Origin of the sequence: Nocardiopsis halotolerans DSM 44410, assembly GCF_000341065.1 — a bacterium.
In the GTDB taxonomy this organism is placed as follows: domain Bacteria; phylum Actinomycetota; class Actinomycetes; order Streptosporangiales; family Streptosporangiaceae; genus Nocardiopsis; species Nocardiopsis halotolerans.
Window position 1 is genome coordinate 13299 of record NZ_ANAX01000053.1, and the last position, 23337, is coordinate 36635.

General features: G+C 72.9%; 20 protein-coding genes. 9 read left to right on the top strand and 11 right to left on the bottom strand.

The window, feature by feature from the left end:
* Positions 1-51: 51 nt before the first annotated feature.
* On the bottom strand, positions 52-5331 hold the full coding sequence (locus tag D455_RS0104120) for a hypothetical protein (protein ID WP_026122296.1): 5280 nt from the start codon (positions 5329-5331) through the stop codon (positions 52-54).
* A gap of 247 nt (positions 5332-5578) precedes the next feature.
* Between D455_RS0104120 and D455_RS0104125 the strand changes: the two genes are divergently transcribed.
* On the top strand, positions 5579-7021 hold the full coding sequence (locus tag D455_RS0104125) for a hypothetical protein (RefSeq protein ID WP_026122297.1): 1443 nt from the start codon (positions 5579-5581) through the stop codon (positions 7019-7021).
* A gap of 129 nt (positions 7022-7150) precedes the next feature.
* Here the strand turns inward: D455_RS0104125 and D455_RS0104130 are convergent, their stop codons facing one another.
* A complete protein-coding gene (locus D455_RS0104130) occupies positions 7151-8635 on the bottom strand; it encodes an outer membrane protein assembly factor BamB family protein (protein WP_017569500.1) in 1485 nt (494 codons plus the stop codon).
* 109 nt (positions 8636-8744) lie between these two features.
* Entirely contained in the window at positions 8745-9365 is a 621-nt protein-coding gene (locus tag D455_RS0104135; RefSeq protein WP_017569501.1) for a YigZ family protein, read from the bottom strand.
* 133 nt (positions 9366-9498) lie between these two features.
* Here D455_RS0104135 and D455_RS0104140 point away from each other — a divergent pair, with 133 nt between their 5' ends.
* The 3 genes from D455_RS0104140 to D455_RS0104150 all read left to right on the top strand — a co-directional run bounded on the left by D455_RS0104140 (position 9499) and on the right by D455_RS0104150 (position 11406).
* Positions 9499-10206, top strand: coding sequence for a helix-turn-helix transcriptional regulator (locus D455_RS0104140; RefSeq protein ID WP_017569502.1), 708 nt, complete (start codon positions 9499-9501; stop codon positions 10204-10206).
* 32 nt (positions 10207-10238) lie between these two features.
* Positions 10239-10724 carry a DUF3291 domain-containing protein gene (locus D455_RS0104145; RefSeq protein ID WP_394296615.1) on the top strand — a complete coding sequence of 162 codons (486 nt, stop codon included), beginning with the start codon at positions 10239-10241 and terminating at the stop codon, positions 10722-10724.
* 61 nt (positions 10725-10785) lie between these two features.
* Positions 10786-11406, top strand: coding sequence for a superoxide dismutase family protein (locus D455_RS0104150; protein WP_017569504.1), 621 nt, complete (start codon positions 10786-10788; stop codon positions 11404-11406).
* A 40-nt stretch (positions 11407-11446) separates the two neighbouring features.
* On the opposite strand, the gene D455_RS0104155 is transcribed toward D455_RS0104150, so the two are convergent.
* The gene (locus D455_RS0104155) at positions 11447-12166 is read right to left on the bottom strand and encodes a YidC/Oxa1 family membrane protein insertase (RefSeq protein ID WP_017569505.1); all 720 of its coding nucleotides are present in this window, start codon (positions 12164-12166) and stop codon (positions 11447-11449) included.
* A gap of 168 nt (positions 12167-12334) precedes the next feature.
* Entirely contained in the window at positions 12335-12625 is a 291-nt protein-coding gene (locus tag D455_RS0104160) for a DUF6412 domain-containing protein (RefSeq protein ID WP_017569506.1), read from the bottom strand.
* A 247-nt stretch (positions 12626-12872) separates the two neighbouring features.
* Here D455_RS0104160 and D455_RS0104165 point away from each other — a divergent pair, with 247 nt between their 5' ends.
* Entirely contained in the window at positions 12873-13190 is a 318-nt protein-coding gene (locus D455_RS0104165) for a hypothetical protein (RefSeq protein ID WP_017569507.1), read from the top strand.
* Between the two features lie 88 nt (positions 13191-13278).
* On the opposite strand, the gene D455_RS0104170 is transcribed toward D455_RS0104165, so the two are convergent.
* Together D455_RS0104170 and D455_RS0104175 are read right to left on the bottom strand one after the other, a co-directional pair.
* Complete coding sequence (locus D455_RS0104170) at positions 13279-14250, bottom strand: sugar kinase (protein WP_017569508.1); 972 nt, start codon at positions 14248-14250, stop codon at positions 13279-13281.
* A complete protein-coding gene (locus D455_RS0104175; protein WP_017569509.1) occupies positions 14247-15845 on the bottom strand; it encodes an N-acyl-D-amino-acid deacylase family protein in 1599 nt (532 codons plus the stop codon). Before D455_RS0104175 ends, D455_RS0104170 begins: the two co-directional genes overlap by 4 nt.
* Positions 15846-16027: 182 nt before the next feature.
* Between D455_RS0104175 and D455_RS0104180 the strand changes: the two genes are divergently transcribed.
* Positions 16028-16408 (top strand): RidA family protein, encoded by a 381-nt coding sequence (locus D455_RS0104180; protein ID WP_017569510.1) that lies wholly within the window; start codon positions 16028-16030, stop codon positions 16406-16408.
* A gap of 38 nt (positions 16409-16446) precedes the next feature.
* On the opposite strand, the gene D455_RS0104185 is transcribed toward D455_RS0104180, so the two are convergent.
* Together D455_RS0104185 and D455_RS0104190 are read right to left on the bottom strand one after the other, a co-directional pair.
* Positions 16447-17103, bottom strand: coding sequence for a class I SAM-dependent methyltransferase (locus D455_RS0104185; protein ID WP_241480155.1), 657 nt, complete (start codon positions 17101-17103; stop codon positions 16447-16449).
* Between the two features lie 119 nt (positions 17104-17222).
* A complete protein-coding gene (locus D455_RS0104190; protein WP_017569512.1) occupies positions 17223-17843 on the bottom strand; it encodes a TetR/AcrR family transcriptional regulator in 621 nt (206 codons plus the stop codon).
* Between the two features lie 193 nt (positions 17844-18036).
* On the opposite strand from D455_RS0104190, the gene D455_RS0104195 reads away from it, so the two are divergent.
* Positions 18037-19770, top strand: coding sequence for an MDR family MFS transporter (locus D455_RS0104195; RefSeq protein ID WP_026122299.1), 1734 nt, complete (start codon positions 18037-18039; stop codon positions 19768-19770).
* Positions 19771-19780: 10 nt separating this feature from the next.
* Here D455_RS0104195 and D455_RS0104200 read toward each other — a convergent pair whose 3' ends face one another.
* Entirely contained in the window at positions 19781-20230 is a 450-nt protein-coding gene (locus D455_RS0104200) for a GNAT family N-acetyltransferase (RefSeq protein WP_026122300.1), read from the bottom strand.
* A 147-nt stretch (positions 20231-20377) separates the two neighbouring features.
* On the bottom strand, positions 20378-21655 hold the full coding sequence (locus D455_RS0104205; RefSeq protein ID WP_026122301.1) for a coiled-coil domain-containing protein: 1278 nt from the start codon (positions 21653-21655) through the stop codon (positions 20378-20380).
* A gap of 378 nt (positions 21656-22033) precedes the next feature.
* Between D455_RS0104205 and D455_RS0104210 the strand changes: the two genes are divergently transcribed.
* Both D455_RS0104210 and D455_RS29155 read left to right on the top strand, forming a co-directional pair.
* Positions 22034-22597, top strand: a complete 564-nt coding sequence (locus D455_RS0104210; protein ID WP_017569516.1) for a gamma carbonic anhydrase family protein — start codon at positions 22034-22036, stop codon at positions 22595-22597.
* A gap of 387 nt (positions 22598-22984) precedes the next feature.
* Positions 22985-23308 (top strand): hypothetical protein, encoded by a 324-nt coding sequence (locus D455_RS29155; RefSeq protein ID WP_017569517.1) that lies wholly within the window; start codon positions 22985-22987, stop codon positions 23306-23308.
* Positions 23309-23337 lie beyond the last annotated feature (29 nt).

The window sequence follows — 23337 nt, forward strand, 5'->3', positions numbered from 1 at the left end:
GGCGTTCCTCCTTCACTGGGTGTTGTCACACGGTATGCGGGGGTCGTGACCCTACGGGTTCTTCGCGGCCTCGATCCGCGCCTTGAGGTCCCTCTCCATGGCCTCGATCCTCTCCTGTCCGGACAGGTGCTCGTAGTCGGCCAGGAACTCCGGGGGCAGCTGGCCGGGCGGGGGAAGGCGCCCCTCCTCCAGGTGCTTGAGAGCGTCCTCCTGCTGGGCCAGTTCGTGGGCCTCGGGGTCGAACTCCTGGAGGAAGCCGTCCTTGAGGTCGTTGGCCATCTGCGCGCCACCGGTCTTCATCAGCGTGCGGGAGAGGAGCTGGCCCGCGCCGCCCTCGGGCACGCCCTGCTGACCGATCAGCCTGCCCTCGCCCATGGCCTGGTAGCCGTTGCCGACGAAGGTGCTGAGGTGGGTGGCCAGGGTCGTGACGTCGAGGTCCTTGCCCTGCATGAGGTCGAGGGCCAGGCCGCCCAGGGCGTTGAACGCGACCGCCCGCAGCTCCGTGAAGGCCGACGTCCACGACATGTCCCTGCGGAAGGCCCCGAGCTCCTGACTGGCGCGGTCGATCGCGCCCTGGTCGCCGGACTCCCGGGCGGTCCGCAGGTCCCTGGACAGGTCGGCCAGGTCGGTCTTGTGCCCCCAGTGCCCGGACGTGAGGTTGCCGTCGGCGCTGAGCTGGTGCGACTCCTCTCCCCGCACCCGGTAGTTGCGCGTGTTGGTCCGACCGTCGAAGTCCACGCCCACGCCCCAGCTCTCGTTCTCCGCACCGCCGGTGCGGTTGATCCGGGACTCCACCGCGCCGTCGTCACCGATGTGGGTGCGCGTGGTGTCCACGACGCCGCCGTCCTCCCGCCGCCCGTGGATCTCCAGGGTCCTGTTGCCGCTCTCGCGCACGGTGGTCTGCGCTCCGTCACGGTCGACCCGCGTGGTGGGAAGGCCGTTGCGGTTGAAGTCGACGGTCTCACCGCCGCTCCGGTAGGTCACGCCGCCGTCCGGACGCAGGACGACGCTCGTGCCGTCTCGTCCGGTGACGCGGACCTCGCCGTCGGGTTCGACGCGGACGCGGTTGTCGCCCTGTTGGACGACCCGGGGCCCGTCGGCGTCGGGGGTCAACGGCTGCCCGTCGGGACCGGTGAGGCCGCCGTCGGCGTCCCTGCGCACGAGGGTGTCCGGGCCGTCCGCGACGTGGACGGCACCGTCGCGTCCGGGACCCCTGGTCAGGCTGGGACCGGAACCGCGGGGCTCAACGGTGTGGTTGCGCTCGCCGACGGACCCCGTGCCGGAGACACGCAGGCGCTCCCCCTCGACGGTGGTCTCTCCGTCGTCCCTGCGGGTGACGGTCGGGGCCCCCTCGCTGACGCGGACCTCGGTGTCGCGTCCCCCGTGCGTGCCGTTGCTCTGCGTGGCGGAGAAGCCGTGCGGGCTCGTGACACCGCTCTCCCCCGTGGAGGGGTCGCGGGTCATCGTCGGCCCGTTCACCACCGGCGCGGAGGCGTGCCGCTGGTAACTGTTCTCGACCGTGTAGGCGTTCCCGTCCCGGGTCACCCTGGGCTCGGTCTGGTTGACCGGTCGGGGAGCGTCGGACCCCCGCTCCTGCCTGGTGGGCCCGTCCGCGCCGAACGACTGGCTCACACCGTCGCGGTCGACGTGCAGGTGGCCGTCCGCGTCGCTCCGGCCGTGACGGATCCGGACGGCGTCCGGATCGTCGGCACCGCCCCGCCGGTAGGTCGCTCCCGAGTCGTCGGCGGTGACCGTCCGACCGGATCCCTCGACGGTGAAGCCGTCGGGCCTGGCGGTGACGGTGCCGTTCTCGCCGTCGGAGACGGCACGGCCGTCGGAGTGCAGGGTCTGGTGCCCCACGTCGATGTCGTTGACGTCGACCCTGGACGGTCGCCCGTTCTCGTCGAAGCCGATCCGGTGGGTCTGCCCCTCGGGGGAGGTGACCCGGATCCCGTCCGGCTGGATCAGCGCGTTCGGTCCGCCGTCACCCCCGTCGACGCGCACCCCGCTCCGGGTGTCGCCGATCGTGGTACCCGACCGGTCGGTCACGGTGGTGCGGCCCGCTCCGGTCTGGTGGCCGCTGATGCCGTCTCCCGCCGTGAAGGAGACGTCGTCGCCGCGCCCGCCGGGCATGCGCGAGGACAGCCCGGTCTGGGGACGGGACGTGATCCGGTGGTCCGGGCCGGTGCCGCCGTGGACCTCGCGTCCGGGGCCGGAGCCGACCGACCAGCCGTCGGCGGCGGTGCCGTCGCGCACCTCGGTGCGCTCCCCCGACACGGTCACGTTGCGCTGACCGTCGGTCAGGGTCACGTCGTCACCGCCGCGTGTGACGTCCATACGTCCGGCGTCGCCGTGGCTGACGGTGACGCCGTCCGTCACACGGACGGTTCCCGTGCCCGCCGAGTGCTCGGCGACGGTGCCGCCCCCGGCCGCGTCGTCCGTGGTCCGCGCGGTCCCGTCCGGGGAGACGCTGGTGTCCAGTCCGCCGCCGCGCACGGTGTGCGTACCGTCGGGGGAGCGGACGGAGGAGTACCCGTTGGGAGCGCTGGCCTCGACACCGTCGCGGCCGGAGCCGACCCGGTGCCCGCCCGCCTCCATGCGCACGCCGCCGTCACGGGTGTGCGTGACGCTCAGCGACTCGCCCCGCGTGTTCGGGGGCGCCGTGAGGGTCACGTCCCCGCCGTTCGCGTGCAGGGTCATGCCCTCACCGGTGCGGACGGGCAGTCCCGCGCCGGGGGCGACCGTGGTTCCGTCCCGCGAGGTGAACACCGGCTGCCCGGTGGCCGGGTCGGTCCGCAGCGGCGGCGTGGGCGTCTGGCCGCCCGAGGGAACCGGTGTGCCGTCGGCCGTGTAGTCCCGGCGTCCGCCCTGGCCGTCCGAGACGGAGAGCGAGCCGTCCGGGTTGCGGACGAAGTCCGGCCCCCGGACCGTGCCGTCCGGGGAGACGGTGACCGAGCCCGAGACCAGGTCGCCGTCGGCGGTCCGGTGGGCGGTCGCGCCCGTCGCGTCGTGCCGGTAGGCGGCGGTGCCGTCCGGGGCGACCGTGGCGTTCGCGCCCGCCGCCGTGGCACTCCCCTCACCGGAGGCCGACAGGTCGAGCCTGACGGAGTCCTCGGGCCGCCCGCCGCCGTCCCGCCCGGTGCTGACACCGGCGCCCGTCGCCGTGACGTCGGAGCCGCCGTCCGACGCCCGTACGGTGCCCGTGTCCGCCCGGTAGTCGTGCCCGGCCCCGGACCCCGTGGAGACGGTGTGCCCCTGGCCGTCCACTGACGCCGTACGCCCCGTGTCGGGGTCGCGGACGACACTCGGCCCGGCCCCGTCCGGGGACAGGACGACCTGGGGTCCGTCCGTGCCGACCCTGAGCTGGGTCGGGTCGGCGCCCCGAGCGGAGACGGCCACGGGCTCGCCCGCGTCGCGGGGCGTCCTGACGTCGAGCCCGCCGCTGGCGATGTCGGTCCCGCTGGCGTCCCGGGTGACGGTCGTGCCACCCGCGCCGTCCGGAACGGTGATCTGCCCGTCGCGGTAGGAGGCGCCCGGGGTGCCGTCCGGGTTGGTCAGGTCCAGGCCGTTGGCGCGGCCCGACTCGCCGCGCGGCACGGTGACACCGCCGCCGGAGTCGTTCACCTGGAGCGTGGTGGCGTCGGTGCGCACGTTGGTGTCACCGCCGACCACCGCCTCGCCCGAACTCCGGACGTCGAGGGTGAGGCCCGGGTTCTCCGGGTCGCCGGAGGGCGCCGTGTAGAGGACGGAGGGCTCGGCGGCCTGGGAGCGGTCGAACCGGATCTCACCGAAGTCCCCCGTGCTGACGCTGGCGTCCCCGGAGACGATGGTGGTGACCGGGTTCTCGCCCGAGGTCAGCGAGGTACTTCCGGCGTTCGGTTCGGTGTCCACCTGGAAGTGCGCCACCGAACCGGGCTCCCCGCCGGTGACGGAGGCCGAGGAGAGCCCTCCGGACGGGTCCACCGTGGTGGACATCCGCGTGCCGTCGGCCGCCGTGGTGTCCAGTGTCGTTCCGGAGGACGGATCGGTGGTGACCGTCGTGACACCCTCCGGCGTGGTGACCCTGGACGGCCCGTCGGAGGAGAAGTCGGTGTCCACGCCCGCGAGGCTGCCCTGGGAGGGATCGGCGCCGGGTGTGTTGACGCCCAGTGGCGGCACCCCGTTCTCGCCGGTACCCACGAGGGGGCCCGAGCCGATCAGGTTGTGGTCGTTGGCGACGTTGAAGCCGCTGCCGAGGACGTTGGTCGCGAAGCCCGTCAGGAGTTCCTGGCCCAGGTCGATGTCGTTGCCCGCGGCCGCGTTGACGGCGACGGACCCCGCCGTTCCGATGGCCGTGTCGCGGGTGACCTGGAGTGCCGTGTCGACGGCGAGGCTGGTCTTGGGCCCGACGAAGGTCCCCTCCCGGATCGAGCGCATGGTGTTGCCGGTCCGGTTGACGACGTTGGTGACCGTGGTCCCCGCCCGGCTGGTGCGCAGGGTGTGGGCCCCGTTGCGCAGCGAGGTCGTGCTCAGTCCGGGAACACGGTTGGCGACGCGGGTGGCGCCCCGGCCCATCGCGCCCAACGCGACACGGCCGCCGCGCAGCGCGACCGCGCCGGGGACGACGGAGAGGACGTCGAGCCCCAGCGTGACGAAGGTCTCCAGGTTGAAGCCGAGCTTGCCGTCCCGGTGGAGCTGGGTGGCGCTGACCAGGAGGGAGAACACCCCCAGGGCGATCGCGAAGCCGATTCCCGGGATGAAGATCGCCGCGATACCCGCGACGATCATGGCGACGGCGTAGACGAGCGGATTCTCCTCGATCCACTCGACGACCTCGTTCCAGAAGTCCCAGAGCTTGCGCCCGAACCCGCGCTGGGCCTCGTCCAGGGCGTTGACCGCCTTGTCGACCGCCGTCTCCATGTCCCCGAGGACGGCGTTCAGGTCGCTGACGTAGCCGTGCTTGGGCGCGGCGTCGTCCTTGTCCCAGTCCTCCTTGTCCTCCAGGGCGTCGTAGGCCGCGGCCGCGTTCTCCACCACGGTCAGGCTGCGGGTGCGCACGTCCTCCAGGGCGGTCTCCCAGTCGCGGAACGCGGCGTGGGCCTTGCCGTAGGAGTCGCTGGCCTCGTCCAGCAGCTTGGGCAGCTGGTTGACCAGTTCCTTGAGGGCGTCGATGGTCGCGCCCTTGCCGAGGTCGCCCCGGTCCAGCTTGCGGATGTCGTTCGCCGCTTCGTGTGCCGCGTCGCTGACGGTGTCGTAGTACGTCTTGAGGCCGGCCGCGGACGTGCTGTCCCAGGGGATGGGGTCACTGGCGTGGTCGAGAAGGTCCCACCGCTTGTGGCGATGATTCGTCACGTCCGCCCCACTCGCTTTCCGTGTCCTCGTCCACGCTCCGGCCCGTCCCCGCCCACAGGTGGTCTCCTGGCCGCGCGGGGCTCTAGGGTGCACTGTGGACCCGACATACTAGGCCGGCGCACCCACGGGAGAACAGATGCCCTGGTGACTGGAGAGGTTCGGGGCGACCGGGTGACGTTTCGGTATACGAGATCCCGGGACCGTGCACAGCGACGAGATGACACAGGATGACGCAGCGGGAGAACGCGTGACTCAGGCAGGAGTGGTGTGGGCCGCGTCGGTGCGGCGCATGTTGGCCGCGGCGGTCCTGGCCACCTGGTGCGCCGCGTTCGCGGCACCGGCCGCCGCGGACACGACGGGGTCGGACACCGGGACGGGCTACGAGATCTGCCCGACGGTGTACTACTACGTGGTCCCCGAGGGTTCCCCCGGCCTGGAGAGCATCGCCGACCTCGTCCTGGGTGACCCCGAGCGCGCCGACGAGATCTACGAGTACAACGCCGGCCGTACCCAGGCCGACGGCGGCGCTCTGGGCGAGGACCGCGAGGTACGGCCCGGTTGGCGCCTGGTGGTGCCCTTCGACGCGGGCGGCGAGGGCGTCTACGAGGGCCCCGACCCGCTGTGCGTGGTCGCGGTCGAGGAGGCCAACGCGCTGGGGGTCGCCCCGCCCTCACCGCCTCCGCCCCCGCCCGCGTACACGCCGCCGCCAGAGGAACCGACGGCGGAGGCCTCGCCCTCCTCCACCGAGGAGGAGCCGAGCATCGACCCGCGCGTCCTCGCGGCGGGCGCGGCGGGCCTGGTCGTACTGACCCTCGTCACCCTGTTCTGGCAGCCGATCGGGCGGGCCGTCACCTGGCCTTTCCGTAGGATCGCCGCGGCCAGGGCGAACCGGCCGAAGAAGCGGCGTACCGCGCGCCCCGGTGTCGCGGCGCGGCGGCGCCGGGAGGCGACGGACCTGATCGACTCCGATCCCGACGCCGCGAAACGTGCGGGAACGGCGCACGCGGAGCTGATCAGCGCGCCCTCGGACGTGCCCGCACGGCCCGTGGCGCTGCTGACCACGCGTTCGGAGACGACCGCCGTGGTGCCCGCGGGCGCGACCCCGCCGGCCTCCTCCTGGCGGGTCGTGGACACGACCACCTGGCGGTACGGCAGCGGCCGGTCGTCGGCACCGGTGAACTTCGGGACGTCCGTGCACACGATGGTGGGAACCGCGCTGCGGGGCGTGCTGGTGTGCCTGGGCCGCAAGGAGGACACCGACGCCCTGGTGCACGTGGACTTCACCCGTATGCGCGGGCTGCTGGCCGTGGACGGGGATCCGAAGGTGGCCTCCGACACGGTGCGCGTGGTCGCCGACGGGCTGCACGCGGCGGGTCTGTCGGTGCGGGTGCTCAAGCAGGGGCGCCCCCTGCACTCGCTGGTTCCCGACACGACCCCGGTGGTGGCGGCGCCGGACCCGATCCACGGACTGGACCCGGGTTCGGAGACGCCGACGGTGGTGGTCGTCCCGCGCCCGCTGGGCCAGGCCGACGAGCACGTGCTGACGAGCCTGCCGCCGGGGATGATCGTGGTCGCCATGGGCGCGTCACACAGCGCGCGCTGGCAGTGGGAGGCCTTCGACGACGGCACGGTGGACACCGGCGCGCTGGGGATCGACGTCGTCGTGCGGATGCCCGGGCGCAGGGGCTGAGACCGGGGACGGTCGGCGCGGCCGGGGTCGGGCCCGGCCCCGGGGTCCGCGCGGGGGCCAACGGCCTCGTCACGAGGGGACGTGGCGCCCGCGCGAAGGCCGATCTCCCGGTGGTCGCTGGTCAGTGGGTCAGCTGGCCTCGTCGCCGGGTGGCGCGTCGGCCTCCCCCTCCGTGGGCTCCCCGCTTCCGCCGTCCGTCGGCTCCTCCGGCAGGGGTCCGTAGACGAACCGCTGGCGGTCGTGGACGAGGATGGCGTGCCCGCTGTCGGTGACCGCCTCCACGTACACCGGCAGCTCGTCCTCGACCACGTCCATCGTGAGGGCGTCGAGCACCGTCTGCCCGGCACCGCCGCTGGTGCGGGAGTCGCCGTAGACGAGTCCGTCGAAGGCGAAGGCCGGGGATACCGTCCCGGCGTCCTCGCCCAGGCCCCACAGGACCTCCCCGGCGGCCAGGTCGATCGCCACCACCGGCGCCGCACCGCTCGCCTGGGGCAGCAGGAGGGTTCCGGTGTCGTCGTCGTGGAGGCTCCCCGCGACCTCCGTGGCGTCGAAGGCACCGGAGACCGGGTTCGTGCCCGGCTCCTCCAGGGTCCACAGGAGGTCTCCGGTGTCGGGGTCGTGCGCGGAGAGGGTCGAGCGCGCCTCCGGCTGGGCCCAGCGCAGCAGCAGGAGTTCCTCGCCGCCGGCAGCGTCCTCGCCGGTCGCGTCCTCCTCGGCGTCCCCGCCGCCGGTGCTCTCGTCCCCGGGTTCGGGCAGCGCGTAGAAGCCGAGCACCTGCGGTGCGGTGACCGGTGCGGAGGTGGGCAGACCGAGTTCCTCGTCCTCACCGTCGACCGTCCACAGCTCCTCGCCCGCGGTGCCGTCCCCGACGGAGTGGGCGTTGAGGACGGGACCGCCGGTGGCGAGCAGGACCAGGTCGTTCCGCACGGCCACGGGTACGCCCAGGGCGGGATCCTCCGTGTCGGATTCCTCGCCGTCCCCGGTGCTCGGGCTCTCCTCCGGGCTCTCCTCCGGGGCCTCTGCCTCGTCCGGGGCCTGGAACCCGTAGTCCCACAGTGCGTCGCCGTCGGCGTCCAGCAGGGAGAACGTCCCGTACGGCTCCGCGGCGGTCCACCCCTCGGGGCGGCGCACCGCGAGACCGTCGAGGTAGGTGTCGCCCTCCCTCTCCGGCTCCCACAGGCGTTCGCCGTGGGCGTCCAGGACGAAGGGGGAGCCGTCGGCACCGGCCATGAGCAGGACGCGGTCGCCGTCGCGGTCGGTGCCGAACCCGTCGAAACGCGCCTCGCCCTCCCAGAGGGTCGCGCCGGTGGCGGCGTCGTGCAGCAGGTGGCGGTCCCCGCTGCCGGAGCTGATGAGGAAGGCGTCGCCGACCGGGCTGATCCGCACACCGGCGGGATCGTCGAGGATCTCGTGAACGTCGGCGGTGTCGCCGTGCAGGTACCGCAGCACCTCCCCCTCGATCCCGGGCGGCGCCTCCCCACCGAACGCGGTGGGAACGGGGGCGGGCCCCTCCTCCGGCGGGGGCGCGGGGGGCTCGGGGTCACCGGTGCAGGCGGCGACCAGCAGCACCGCGAGGCCACAGGTGAGGACCTGTGGCACCCGTGAGCCGCGCATGGCTGTCCTCTCCCCACGAACGATGACGTTTACGGCAAATCCTAAGCCGACCCGTGACGGGCCCACACACGGACCGTGGGACGTGACCGCCGCGTGACTCCGCGCGTGCTCAGGGCTCCACCTCGACGATCGTGGTGCCCCGCGTCTCGTACTCCGCCCTCCCGCCGGTCAGCTCGGACAGGCGGACGCCGAACCCGGGCAGGTCGGCCTCCGGCAGGGCCACCTCGATGCGGACCCGGTCCGTGTAGGCGACGTCGCGCACGATCAGGGAGGAGTCGCGCAGGTCGCTCTCCAGGCGTCCGCCGAGCACGTAGTCGGCGAACACGTCCACGACGAGGAGTTCACGGCGTTCCAGGACGCCGATCTCGTCGACGGCCGCGGACACCGCGTTCCCGTAGGCGCGGATCAGCCCGCCCGCGCCGAGCTTGACGCCGCCGAAGTAGCGGGTGACCACGGCGACGGTTCCGGTGAGCTCCCGGTGCCGCAGCACCTCCAGCATGGGGAGCCCGGCGGTCCCTCCGGGCTCGCCGTCGTCGCTGGAGCGCTGGATGTCGCCCCGGTCACCGAGCACGTAGGCGGTGCAGTTGTGGTTGGCGTTCCAGTGCGTCCTGCGGCGCTCGGCGATGAAGGCGCGGGCGGCGTCCTCGCTGTCCACCCTCGCCAGGGCACAGAGGAAGCGGGACTTCCTGATCTCCAGCCCGTGCTCTCCGTCACGTCTGATCGTTCGCATGTCGCCTGTTCGGCAGGGGTCGTCGGTCGCCCACCAGTGTCCCACTCCGGGGTTCGGGCACGGCCACCGGTCCGCGTCGCGGAGCGGAGCCCGCACGGGGCGGGCGGTGACGGGGCGCGCGGACAATGGGGGCATGGACGACTCCTCGATCGACGCGGCGCGGACCCTGGGCGACCCGGTGCGCCGCAGACTGTACGAGTACGTGGCGGCGGCGGGCGGCGAGGTCAGCCGCGGACAGGCCGCCGACGCCCTCGGCCTCCAGCGCACCCTGGCCGCGCACCACCTGGACCGGTTGGCGGACGCGGGCCTTCTGGAGGTGACCCGCCGCAAGGTGAGCGGCCGGGAGGGCCCGGGGTCGGGGCGCCCGGCCAAGCTCTACCGGCGTTCGTCCAGGGACCTGTCGCTGCACCTGCCGCCGAGGGACTACGAACTGGCCGCGCACGTGCTGGCGGAGGCGGTGGAGCGGCACGGGGCCGAGGAGGCCCTGCACGCGGCGGCGCGCGAGGAGGGCCGCCGGATCGGTGCGGAACACCGGGAGGAGGCGCTCCCGGACCTGCTGCGCGCACGGGGCTACGAACCCGAGGGCGGTGGGGGCGTGCCCGGACCCTCCACGCCTCCCGGGGACGGCGGTGCCGAGGCCGGCACCGAGGGCGGTGACGTGCGGCTGCGCAACTGCCCGTTCCACACACTGGCGGAGACCTTCCCGCCGCTCGCCTGCGGGATGAACCTGGAACTGCTGCGCGGGCTGCTGGAGGGGCGCGGCGAGGACGGTGCCCGTGCCCGGATGGACTCCCGTCCGGGGCGGTGCTGCGTGGTGATCTCCAAAAACAATACTCATTGACATAGAAGGCGGGGCGTGGTGTGCTGTGCCACATGAAGACGAGCTCCCCCTCCGCGTACCACCTGGCCCAGGTCAACGTCGGCGTCCTCAGGGCGCCCCTCAGCGATCCCTCCATGGCGGGGTTCAGCACCCGGATCGAGCCCATCAACGCACTGGCGGACGAGGCCCCCGGATTCGTGTGGCGGCTGGTCGGAGAGGGCGAGGAGGACGCCACCGGCCTGCGGCCCTTCGGCGACGCGCTCCTGATCAACTACTCCGTCTGGGAGGACGTGGAGTCGTTGTGGAACTTCACCTACCGCAGCGAGCACCTGGAGCTGCTGCGCGGCCGGAGGGAGTGGTTCGAGCACCTCCGGGAGGCGTATCTGGCCCTGTGGTGGGTTCCCAGCGGTACGATCCCCTCTGTCGAGGAGGCCGGAAGGCGCCTGGACCTACTGCGCGCGAACGGCCCCACCCCCGAGGCCTTCACCCTCAGAACGTCCTTCCCGCCCCCGGCCGATCGCGTCCCGCACACCAGGTGATCATTCTGACACTTTGGGTAGCATTGCGGGCGACCGTCGAGAACACACCGGGAGTTCCGCCATGCGCATCACACCGTTCGCCGCCGGCCTGGCCCTGACCGCGGTCCTCGCCACCGGATGCTCCCAGCCCGCCCCCTCCGAGGAGAACGGCGGCTCCGCGGCCCCCGACTCCTCTCCGCCCCAGCCCACCGCCTCCCCCAGCGTGACCGTGTCGACCTTCCTGCCTCCCGACGAGGCGACGGGCGCCTTCACCTACGACGAGACCGCCGTCCCCCCGGGCGCCACCTCCGACGTGCAGGTGCGCGTCCAGGACGGCCGGACCCACGTGCAGTTCACCGGCACCGGCCTGGCGGCCGACCGCGACTTCGGCGCCCACGTGCACACCCGGCCCTGCGGCGAGGACCCCGCGGACGCGGGCCCTCACTACCAGAACGAGGTCGACCCGGCCGCCGCCGAGGGCGAGCCCTCCACCGACCCCGCGTACGCCAACCCCGAGAACGAGGTCTGGCTGGACTTCACCACCGACGCGGACGGCAACGCCCGCACCAGCGCCATGGTGGACTGGGAGTTCCGTGAGGGCGAGGCCCGGTCACTGGTGCTGCACGAGCGCCACACCAGCACCGAGGAGGGTGAGGCGGGCAGCGCGGGCGACCGCCTGGCCTGCGTCAGCGTGGACTTCTGACGGCCTTCCGGGCCCCTGGGGGCCAGGGGCCCGGATCCGCTCAGTCGGGGACCACCCGGCGCAGGAGGAGCCGCTCACCCAGCGCCCACGAACCGGAGGTCAGCAGGTACAGGCCTCCGGCCAGCGGCACGAACGCGGCCACCACCACGGTCGTGAACTGCATGTAGGTCAGGATTCCCGGGGGCTGGAGCCCACCGGGGTTGGCGGCGGTGTTGGCCCGCATGGTGGGCAGCACGAGGTAGCGGCGGTTGGCCCAGGCCACGAGGGCGATCAGGGCGAGGAGCACGGCGAACACGGGCGCCGCGGACGCGCCGTCGGCGCCGCCCAGCATGGTCGCGCCCAGTTCGACGCCGCCGAGGGTGTGCGTGAGCATCGGCTCCTCGGCGTCCCCCGCTCCGACGAACACCCCGTAGACGGCGATCATGACGGGGATCTGGGCGAGGGAGGGCAGGCATCCGGCCAGCGGCGAGGTCCCCGCCTCGGCGTAGACCCTGCGCTGTTCGGCGACGAGCCTCTCGGGGTTCGCGCGGTGCCTGGTGGTGAGCTTCGCCAGCTGGGGCGCCAGGCGCGCACGGGCCTTCTCCGCGCGGACCTGCATCACGCCGAGGGGGACGAGCAGGAGGCGCACGGCCATGGTCAGGACCACCACGGCGAGTCCGGCGGCCAGGCCCCCGGTGAGGGGTGTGAGCAGTGAGGTCAGGGCGGTGAGGGTGGTCGAGAGCAGGGTCATGGCGGCCGCGATCGGCCCGAAGCTGTACAAGGTGGGATGGCCCTTCGTCCGAGGTCGGGAGGACAGACGTCGGGCCGCTCGGCCGGGGACACGGAGAGCGCGGCGTTCCGGAGCGGGCGCGTGGGGCACGCGTCGCGGAGGGCGCGCGGCACCGGGGCACGCGTCGCGGAAGGCGCACGCGAGGGTGTCGGGGAACGGTCAGCGAGCGGCCGGAAGGGCCGCGCCGGGCGCTCTCGGGCGGGGCCGCCCCGCCGCGTCGGGGTCGCGGAGGGTGAGCACGGGCAGGCGCGCGGACCTGCGGCGCATCGCGTGCGCCGCACCCGTGGCGGTGTCGCCCTCCGTCCCGGGGCTCGTGCCGCGCAGGACGTACCAGGCGACGGCCACCCCGACGGCGGCGAACAGCAGCACCAGGGAGCCGGGGACGGGGAGGAGCTCGGCGGGGACGACGCCCAGCATGAGGAACTCGAAGAACGCGAGGAGCAGGCTCACGACGTCCTCACCTCCCGTTCTCTCCGTCGGAACCGCATCCTACCCGCGCCGGAGCGCTCCTCCAACGGACGGGCGCGTCCGGGTGAGGGCGCTGCTGTGAGCGGACCGGCCGGAGAAATCCGCCGACACTCCGCCGAAGCTCCTCTCGGTTCGCGTGAACCTGTAGCTAAATGACACAGAGTAACCAACTCCGCGCTCGCCAGAAGCCCTCGTGCCCGTGCGAGTCCGGCAGAGAAGGGGAGCTACCGTGCCGATCCGTCCTGCGAACCTCGCCACCATGTCCGCCACCATCGCCGGAGCGATCGCCGGGTTGTCGAGCAGACAGGACCAGGCCTGCCCGGTCCAGGTCACCTTCGAGTCCGGATACCAGCAGACCGTGGAGAACGGCGGCTGCCGCGCCCTGAAGACGGGGCAGGGCGGCGTCACCGCGATCGCCACGGAGGGCAAGGTCAAGTTCGCCCTCTTCGCGGGCACGAGCTGTCAGGGCAGCCGCGCACTGGCCTCCGGGCACGGCTCGGTGAGCTTCGGCGACCCGGTCCTCGCCGGCGCCATCGTCATCGGCTGACCGCCCCGGTCGCGGAGGGCACGGGTACGGAGACGGCGCCGGAAGGCACGGAAACGGCCCTCGGAGGCACGGGGACGGCACCGGGCGGTCACCCCGTCACGGTGCCGCGGATGTCGGCGACGCCCTCGGGCAGGTCCTCCAGGGTGTCCCCGGGCGAGCACAGCACCGCACCGGCGACCGCGTGGCCCAGACGCAGCCGCCGTTCCGGGGAGAGGCCGTCGAGCAGGCCGGACAGGAACCCCGCGGCGAACGCGTCGCCCGCGCCGACCGCCTCGACCACGTCCACCGGCGGAGACGGCACGAACACCGGGCCGTCCTCGTCGAAGCAGGTGGCGCCGTGTTCGGCGTCCTTGACCACCAGCACCGGGACCTCGGGCAGCACGGCGCGCACGTCCTCGGCCGTCGGGGTGCCCCACAGCCGTTCGGCCTCGTCCCGGCCCACGAACACCACGTCCGCGCGGCGTGCGAGGTCGAGAAGCACCGGCGCGGCGGTTCTCGGCCGCCACAGCGCGGGCCGGTGGTTGACGTCGAAGGAGCGCAGCGCCCCGTTCCCGTTCCGCCGGTCCAGCAGGTGTTCCACGAGTGCGGCGGCACGCGCGGACAGCGCCGGGGTGATACCGGACAGGTGGACCACACGGGCACCGAGCGACCAGACCCTGTCGGCGTCGGCGGCCGACAGCGCGGACGCGGCCGAACCGGCGCGGTAGTACAGCACGCCCGCGCCACCGGGTCCGGTGTCCTTGACGTACAGGCCGGTGGGGCGTTCGGGGTCCACCTCCACGCCGCGCACGTCCACGCCCAACCGGGCGACGTCCTCGGTGACGATGCGGCCGAAGGGGTCGTCGCCGACGCGGCTGACCCAGGAGGAGGCGTGTCCCATGCGGGCCAGGGCAACGGCGACGTTGGACTCCGCGCCGCCGGTGCCCACCACCAGCTTCGTTCCGGCGGCGAGCGCCTCGGCGGAGGCCAGCACGGCCATGGTCTCGCCGACGCAGACGACGTCGGTCCCCGTGGTCTCTCTCGTGGGCTCGCCTCCCGTGGGGGCCGGGTGCTCGCTCATCGACGGTTCCTCCGGACGGATCGGCCGGGCAGGCGGTCGGTGCGACGGCCGTCCCGGACGGTGAACTCCCCCGACACGAGGACGTGGTGGATGCCCTCGGGGGCGAGGCGGGGCTCCTCGTAGGTGGCGCGGGCGGCCACGGTGTCGGGGTCCAGGACCACCAGGTCGGCGATCGCGCCGGCCTGGACGATGCCCCGGTCGGTGAGCCCGAGTCTACGCGCGGGCCGCGAGGTGAGGTGGCGGACGCACTCCTCCAGGGTGAGCACGCCGAGTTCACGCACATAGTGGCCGAGGTAGCGGGGGAAGGTGCCCCAGCCGCGCGGGTGCGGTTTGGCTCCGGCGAGGATGCCGTCGCTTCCGGCTGTGTGGGAGCTGTGTCGCATGATGGTGCGGATGTTCTCCTCGTTGCCGACCTGGAGCAGGCAGCCGCTGCGCAACTCGTCGGCCACGAGCAGATCCATGTAGAGGTCGCCGGGTGCGCGTCCGCGCCGCTCGGCGAGGTCGGCGACGGAGGAGCCGACGGCCCAGGACAGGACGGGGTCGGCGACACCGGTGACGACGATGGCCGACCAGTCCATGGGGACGCCGTGGTTGCCGTCGGTGCCCTCGGTCTCGATCTCGCGCAGGACGCGTGCGCGGGTGGGGGCGTCGCGCAGGCGTTCCAGGGTGGCGGCGGTGCCCCCGGTCTGGACCCAGCTGGGCAGCGGCGCTCCGAGGTGGGTGGCGCTGGCCCGGTAGGGGTAGCTGTCCAGGGTGACGTCGAGGCCGTGGCGGACGGTGGCCTCGTCGATGGCGTCCAGGACCTCGGGGGCGCGTCCGCGGTTCTGCGGAAAGTTGACGTGGCAGTGCGCGAGGTGGAGGGGGACGTGGGCGCGGCGGGCGATCTCCAGACACTCCTGGTACGACTCCACGACCCGGGAACCGTAGTTGCGATGGTGGGGGCAGTAGTAGCCGCCCGCGGCGCGGACGGGTTCGAGGAGGGCGGTGATCTCGTCGTCGGTGGCGTACATGCCGGGTGTGTAGGTCAGTCCGGCGGAGAGGCCGTGCGCGCCGTCCGCCATGCCCTCGGCGACGATCCCGCGCATGCGGTCGAGCTCGGCGGGTGTGGGCGGGCGGTCCTCGTTGCCGAGGACGGCCATGCGGACGTTGCCCTGGGGAACGAGGCAGGCGGCGTTGACGGGCGCGCCCGCGTCGATCCGGTCGAGGTACCCGCCGACGCCGCGCCAGGAGTGGTCGAGGTCGGGGAGGCCGTTCCATCCGGCGAGCTGGGAGCGGAGTTCCCCGGCCGTGTCGTCGGTGACCGGGGCGTAGCCGAGTCCGTCCTGTCCGAGGACCTCCAGTGTGACGCCCTGGAGGGTCTTGGCCTCGTGCGCCGGATCGGCGAGGACGGCCAGGTCCGAGTGGGAGTGCATGTCGATGAAGCCGGGGGCGACCACGAGCCCGTCCACGTCGACGACGGCACCGGTGGTGCGCGCGCTCCCGGCAGGGACGACGTGGGTGACGCGGCCGTGGCGGAGGACGACGTCGGCACGGCGGGAGGGTCCGCCGGTACCGTCGACCACCCGTCCGCCGGTGAGTACGGTCTCGGGCTGCACTGTTCCTCCGTTCGACGTGCCGATCCCTTCGGGCGGCGCGCCGCCGCCCGGGTGTCGGTGTGACCCAAGATACGCTTCCCGGAAGATAATTGGTAACTTTGTTGCCAATAAATGGGCACGTGGCCGCCCGTGCACCGGCACGGGACCGTGCACGCGTCACCACCCAGCGAAGGAGTCCACGGATGTCCAAGAAGGCGGTCCGCACCGAGAACGCCCCCGCCCCGGCTGGCGCGTACAGCCAGGGGGTGGTCGCGGGCGGGTTCCTGTACACCGCGGGCTTCGGCCCGCAGGAGCCCGGAACCGGCCGGGTGGCCACGACCGTGGGCGAGCAGACCGCCCAGGTGCTGGCCAACGTCTCCGCGGTGCTCGCCGAGCACGGGCTGACCCTGGACGACGTCGTGAAGGCGACCGTCCACCTGGAGAACCTCAAGGCGGACTTCCCCGAGTTCAACGCCGTGTACGAGGAGCACTTCAGTGCCCCCTACCCCGTGCGCACCACCGTGGGGTCGGACCTGGCGGACATCCTCGTGGAGATCGACGTGGTGGCCAAGCTCCGCGACTGACGGCGGCTCGTCACCGGTGGTCCGGGCCGTACGGCCGGTCAGGCGTTCCGGCGGGCACGGACCACCAGGTCGTGCGCGGTGCGGGGCTCCCCGCCCAGGACGGACGTCCCGGTGCGGATCTCGTCGGCCAGCACGCTCCACTCCCCCTCGGGCAGAGCCGCCGCCACCTCGTCCCCCGTGTAGAACAGCTCGGGGTTGTGCGGGCGCGGCACGCCCTCCTCCAGGTCGCGGACGTGGTGCGCGACGACCAGGAGCTCTCCCCCCGGTGCGACCGCGGCGGCCAGCGCCGGGAAGAACCGCGCCCGAGCCTCCGGAGGCAGGTGCATGAACTGCGCCGTCACCAGGTCGAACGCGGCCTCGGGCGGGTCCCACCGGGTCACGTCCGCCTGGGTCCACGTGATGCGCTCGGCCGCCTCCCCACCGCGCTCACGGACGTGGACCGCCGCTCTCTCCAGCGCCACGGTCGAGATGTCGAGCGCGGTCACCCGCCAGCCCCGCTCGGCGAGCCAGAGCGCGTCGGCGCCCTCGCCGCTGCCCACGTCCAGCGCCCGGCCGGGCTCCAGGTCCGCGACCTCGGAGACCAGGTGGCGGTTGGGCTTCCCACTCCAGATCCGGTCCTGGGAGCGGTAGCGCTCGTTCCAGAACTCCTCACCCATGTCCTCGGGCAGGGGGTCCCTCATCGGTTCACCGGCCATGTCGACCACCTCCGCGCCCCACTCTTCCCAGCGCGTCCGCGGCACGCAATGTTCTTTGCCGGTGTGGCAAAACGCGCCTCGAACCGCTGCCGGGCCCCGGAGGCGCTCACGGCCCGGGGTCACCCCCGACCCGGCTCCCCGTCGTCCTCCGGTTCCCCGAAACCGTCCAGGCACAGGTCCAGCAGCGCCTGGAGCCGGTCCGTGAGCCGCTCGCGGTCGAGCGCGCGCAGCGCCGTCGCCCCCTCGACCAGTCGGACCCGGGTGAGCCCCAGCATCACCGCCGACATCAACGACGCGTGCGCCCGTGCGTCGTCCCCGCCCAGATAGGCCGTCAGCGGATCGATCATCGCGGTGGTGATCCGCCCCTGGTAGACCTTCTGGAGGTCGGGGTCGCCCGCGGAGTCGTCCAGGGCGCGCTGGAGCGCGGTGCCCTCGCCGTGCAGGCGGCTCACCGCGTGCTCGGCCAGCCGACGCGTGAGCGTGGCCGGATCGCCCTCGATCAGCCCGGGGAAGACGCCGTCCGCGCGCAGGAGTTCGGTCAGCAGCCCGCGTTTGGCGCCGAAGTAGCGGTTGATCAACGCGACGTTGACCCCCGCGTGCGAGGCGATCATCCTCGACGACACGGAGCCGTACCCCTCGTTGGTGAACAGCTCCTTGGCACTGGCGAGGATGCGCGCCTTCGTGGCCTCACGCCCCCGCGTCGGCCCGGGGTCGCCTCCGGTTTCCTCCGGATGATCCATCTGCACACCCCTTGGCGGCTGCGGTCTGGCTTCCAGAACTCCAGGTTGGCACCCCTGGCGAACCGACGCATACCGAAACGTGCGGAGAGATATCGATTTGACAGGTCAACAGCGTTTACATATACCTGGAGGAGCATGACGCCCCCGGCAGAGCGCCGCGGGGCCTTTCGTGCGTCCGCGATCGGGGGCTTGCGTGGAACAGTCGTTGCGTGGGGAGACCGAACCGGAGCGCACGGGCGCCGATCCGGCCGCGGGCACCGAGACCTCCGATGATCCCTCCACCCGATCCCCGGGGGCCGCCACCACGGACGCTCCCGCGCGCACCGCCCCCGAGGGAGCTCCCCACGACGGCACGCCCCCGCTGCCCCCGCGCCGCGTCGTGCACCGCATCATGGTCGGCCTGGTCCTGGCCATGCTCACCTCGATGCTCACCAACTCCATCGTGGGCACCGCCCTGCCGACGATCATGGGCGAGCTCGGAGGCCAGGACCGCCTGGCCTGGGTCGCCACGGCGGCGCTGCTGACCATGACCGCCTCCACCCCCGTGTGGGGCAAGCTCTCCGACATCTGGGGGCGCAAGCTCCTCTTCCAGCTGGCCCTGCTCGTCTTCATCGTGGCCTCGGTCGCGGCGGGCCTGGCCCAGGACATCAACTGGCTGATCGCGGCCCGCGCCCTCCAGGGGCTGGGCGTCGGCGGCCTGGCCACGCTGCCCAACATCATCCTCGGAGACGTGGTCACACCCCGCGAACGCGGCCGTTACAGCGGACTCATCGGCATGGTGTTCGGTGTGTCCACCGTCCTCGGACCGCTGGTGGGCGGGTTCCTCGTGGACAGCCCGCTCGGCTGGCGGTGGTGTTTCCTCATCACCGTGCCGCTGGCCGTGTTCGCGTTCGTCGTCATCCAGTTCATGTTCACCATGCCCTTCGTCCCCCGCCGGGACGCGCCCGTGGACTGGCTGGGCGCCGGGTTGGTCTTCGGCGCGGCCAGCACCGTGATCGTCCTGCTCAGCCTGGGCGGAACCCAGATCCCCTGGAACTCCTCCCTGTCCTACGCCCTGGGCGCGGCGGCCGTCCTCCTCACCGCCGCCGCGGTGGTGGTCGAGCGCCGGGCGCGGGAGCCGATCATCCCGGCCCGCCTGTTCGGCGACCGCACGTTCGTGCTGGCCTCGCTCGGGTCGGTCTGCGTCGGGATGATGATGTTCGGCCTGATCATCTACACGCCGCAGTACCTCCAGATGGTCCACGGGATGACGCCGACCGTGTCCGGGCTGATGACGCTGCCCCTGGTGGCGTCGTTCCTGACCACCTCGATCGGCTCCGGCTACGCGGTGGGCGGCAGCGGCCGGTGGAAGGCCTACCCGGTGGTCGGCATGGCCCTGTGCCTGGTCGGGTTCACCGCACTCGGACAGGCCCACCTGGACCCCGGGCTGACCACGGTGGTCGCGGGACAGGTGATGGCCGGCCTCGGTTTCGGCCTGTGCATGCAGATCCTGCTCCTGGCCACGCAGAGCGCCCTGCCCGTTTCCGACATGGCCGCGGGCACGGCCTCCGTCGTCTTCTTCCGCAACCTGGGCGGTGCCACCGGTGTCGCCGCGTTCGGCGCGGTGATGGTGGGCAGGCTCGACTCCGCGTTGGCGCAGGCCTCCGCCGACGCCCGGGCACGGGCGGCGGCCGACGCCGGGGCCGGTGTCGACTCGGGGGCCGCGGAGCTGTCGGTGGGGCTGGCCGACGCCGCCGAGTCCGCCCAGGGCTCCCCCGAACTGGTGCACTCGCTGCCGGGCCCGGTCCGCGACGTGATCGTGGGCGCCTTCGACCACGCCATGCAGGGGGTGTTCCTGGCGGGGATCCCGATCGCCGCGATCGGGCTCGTCACCGTGGTGTTCATGAGGGGGACACCGCTGCGCGGCGGCCCGCGGGGAGGGCGCTGACGCCCGCGGCTCAGAGGCCGCGGCGGAAGCCCTCGGTGGAGCTGTCGAAGCCCAGTGCGAGGCAGAACTGGTGGAAACCCTGCCCGCTCCCGTGTGACAGGAGCTCCACCTTGTGGCACCCGGCCCCGGTCGCCCGGTCCAGCGCGTCCTCCATGAGCGCCCGGCCGATGCCGCGGCGCCGGACCAGGGGATCGACCACGAGGTTGTCCACCACGGCCCAGGGCTGGGCGTCATGGGTCAGGTTGGCCACCACCAGCAGGTCGAGGGTGCCGATGATCTGGCCGCGCTGCTCGGCGACGAGGACCGTGCGGTCGGGGTCGTTCTCCATCCGCGTCCAGGCACGCACGGCGGCGGAGGACATGCGGACGTGAGCGCTCTGCGTGTGGGTGGTGTCGCCGATTTCCCTGAGGAGACGCAGAATCGCACCGAGGTCCGACCGAATGGCCGCGCGGATAATCATGGCTGTCGGCATCGTAGCCGACAGCCTGCGACAAGGCGGACGTCACCCTACATCCGACCACAAAACACCGGGGGCGGGGACGGTGCCCGCCCCCGGAAACCGTTCCGGGGCCGGTGGGACCGACGGGCCACGACCTCCGGACACGGTCTAGGGCTTGCGGATGACCCGGACGCCGTCGTCACCCTTGGGCGGCTGGTTCTGCCCGGACTCCGGACGCCGGTAGACACCGGTGATGCCCGGGTCGCCGCCGGCCTCCTGGTCCTTGGCCTGGCTCTGCTGGGGACCGGACTGGCCCTGCTGGGCCCCGGCCTGTGACTGCTGCGGACCGGACTGCGACTGCTGGGCCCCGGCCTGCGACTGCTGCGGACCGGACTGCGGCCGCTGCTGGTTCTCCTCCGGTGCGGGGCCGGAGAAACGGGCTCCCTGCGGAGGGCGGGGAGCGGCCTGCGCCTGGGCACCGTCCTCCCTCCCGGGCTGGGCGGCGGCTCCGGCCGCGCTCTGTCCGGCCTGCTCCGGCTTGGCCACCGGCTTGATCCGCACGGTCGCCTCGTCCTGCTCCTGCTGGGGCGGAGGCATCGTGGCGCCGGCCCCCTCAGCGGGCTCGGCGGCGGCCGGAGCGGGTTCGGCCGCCTCGGTCCGGGCCTGCGGCCGGGAGGGCACCGGACGCGAACCGTCGGCACCGTCTTCGGGAGCCTTGGCCGCCTTCGGCTCGGCGGACGCGGCGGGCTTGGCCTTGCCCTGCTTGGCGTCCTTGTCAGGCGTGGGCGTCGCTTCCTCGCGGGACAGGCCGGTCTCCAGTGCGCCCGCCCTGTCCTCGGCCGCGACCAGGTCCGCCAGGGTCGAGTGCATGTCCTTGAGGCGGCGCAGCGCCTCGGCGTGCGTGGCGGTGAGCGTGGCGAGCCTGCGGTCCGCGGTGTCGTGGATCTTCTTCGCGCGCGCCTCGGCCTCGCTCAGACGGCGGTCGCCCTCCTGCCTGGCCTGGTCGCGGAGCTGGTCGGCCTCCTTCTTGGCGCTGTCGACCATGGTGGTGGCCTCCGAGCGCGCGGAGGCCAGGATCCGCTCGGCGTGCTCCTCGGCGTCCTTGCGGTACTTGGCGATCTCCTCCTGGGCCCGCTTCTCGGACTCCTTCACCTCGGCCTCGGCCCTGGAACGGCGTTCCTTGGCCTCCTCCTCGGCGATCCGCAGGATCTCGGCCATGCGCTCACTGATCTGCTCGTGCTCAGGCTTGACCTGCGCCTTCTCGTGAGCGATGGCGAGTTCACGCCTGTACTGCTCCAGATCGTCGTCCAACCGCTGCATACGCTCGCGGTTGCTCCGGAGCTGGTTCTCCGTCCGTACCACGTAGTCATCGACGTGCGTCTTGTCGTAGCCGCCCTTGCGCATCGTCGGGAACCTGTCTTGCTGCAGTCCGCCACCCGGCAACATATCGCTCATGTGCCTTTCATGTCCTTACACCGTTTTGACTGCACGTCGCAGAAGGCGCGAGTCGACCCGTACCCATTGTCACAACGACACCCGTCGGGTCCTGTTAACGACATCCGCCCGAGGGTGTCCTTTTTCGCACCGGCCCGGCCGCTCGGGGGCACCGGTCGGGAGCGGAGCGTCACCGCTGTGGACATCGTCCAGGCGACCAAGGTAGACACGCGCGGCGCAACCACGTCAAGATCCCCGACTGGTACATCGCCGTGCGGACCCCGGTCACGTTCTTACTAAGGTATGCGCGATCATCCCCGTACGGGGGCAGAGCGGTCAACTTCCCGCTGATCCGGCCCCCGGCGCCACAGGACTCAGGGAGGCCACAGGATGGGCAGTGCGACGGACGGCCGCGCGGAGAACGGACCCTCGGTACCGCGCGTGGGCGGCGCGGACTTCGGACGACCCGAGATCCATCCCAGCGCGTGGATCGCCCCCGGCGCGGTGGTGGTCGGCCGCGTACGCCTGGGGGCGCGGAGCAGTGTCTGGTACGGGTCGGTGCTGCGCGCCGACAGCGAGGACGTCGTCGTCGGGGAGAGGGTCAACATCCAGGACCAGTGCGGACTGCACTCCGATCCCGGGGAGCCCGCGGTCCTGCACGACGACGTCAGCCTGGGCCACAAGGCGATGGTGCACGGCGCGGTCGTGGAGGAGGGCGCGCTCATCGGCATCGGCGCGATCGTCCTGGGCGGCGCGCGCGTCGGCCGGGGGGCACTGGTCGCCGCGGGCTCGCTCGTCCCACCCGGCAAGACCGTTCCGCCGGACACCCTGTGGGCGGGCGTACCCGGCAAGGTGATCCGGGAACTGAACGACGACGACCGGCTCGTGCTCCAGCACACTCCGGCGCACTATGCCGCGCTCGCCGTCCAGCACCAGGACGTCACCTGGAGCTGACGGAGCCGGCCGGAAACGTTTCTGGCGTGACGCGTGGGCCCTGACCTGTACCCACGACGAACGAGGTTGAGGGTGGACCTTCACGGTCGCCGCCTCAGGGGCGGCCCGCGCGGCTGGGTCCCCACCAGAAGTAGCGACGAAAGAAGGGGCGGGGGCACCGGCACGGTGGCCCGAAAGCACCGCGCCCACCAGGGAGGGGCTCACGCCTGGCTAACCCGGGTGACCCCCTCCCTGGTCCTCACGGGTCATGCGCGTTGGACGCGCCGGTGCGTAGCCTGGTACTCCCTCACGCCCGCGTGGGAACGGCCCGTCGCACCCGTACCCGCACCGCTCCGGCGGGGGTGCCTCGTCCTGCCGCGACACCGTTGTCCCAGGGGGTGAGTCCACGTGAACGACAGCCTCGACCTGCGCCGAAGTGACCACCTCCACGACCACGTCGCGCTGGACGAGATCGAGCTGTACGCCGAGGTGCTCATCGCGGTGGCCGACGCCGACCGCCCGCTCAGCTCCGCGGAGATCGACCGGGTCCTCGGGTTGGGCGGCCCCTCCGAACCGGGCGACGAGAAGCCGGAAGCACGGCGGGCGTGGTCCACCGATCCGCTTCCGGCCGGGCCCCGGCTGCCTCCGACGGTGCTGCCCGCGCCCCGCGAGGTCCCCGGCCTCCACCCCCTGTGGGCCGCTCCCCTGCCCCTCGCCCCCTGGTACGTCTGAGGGGCGCCTCTCCCCGCCCCGGGAGACCC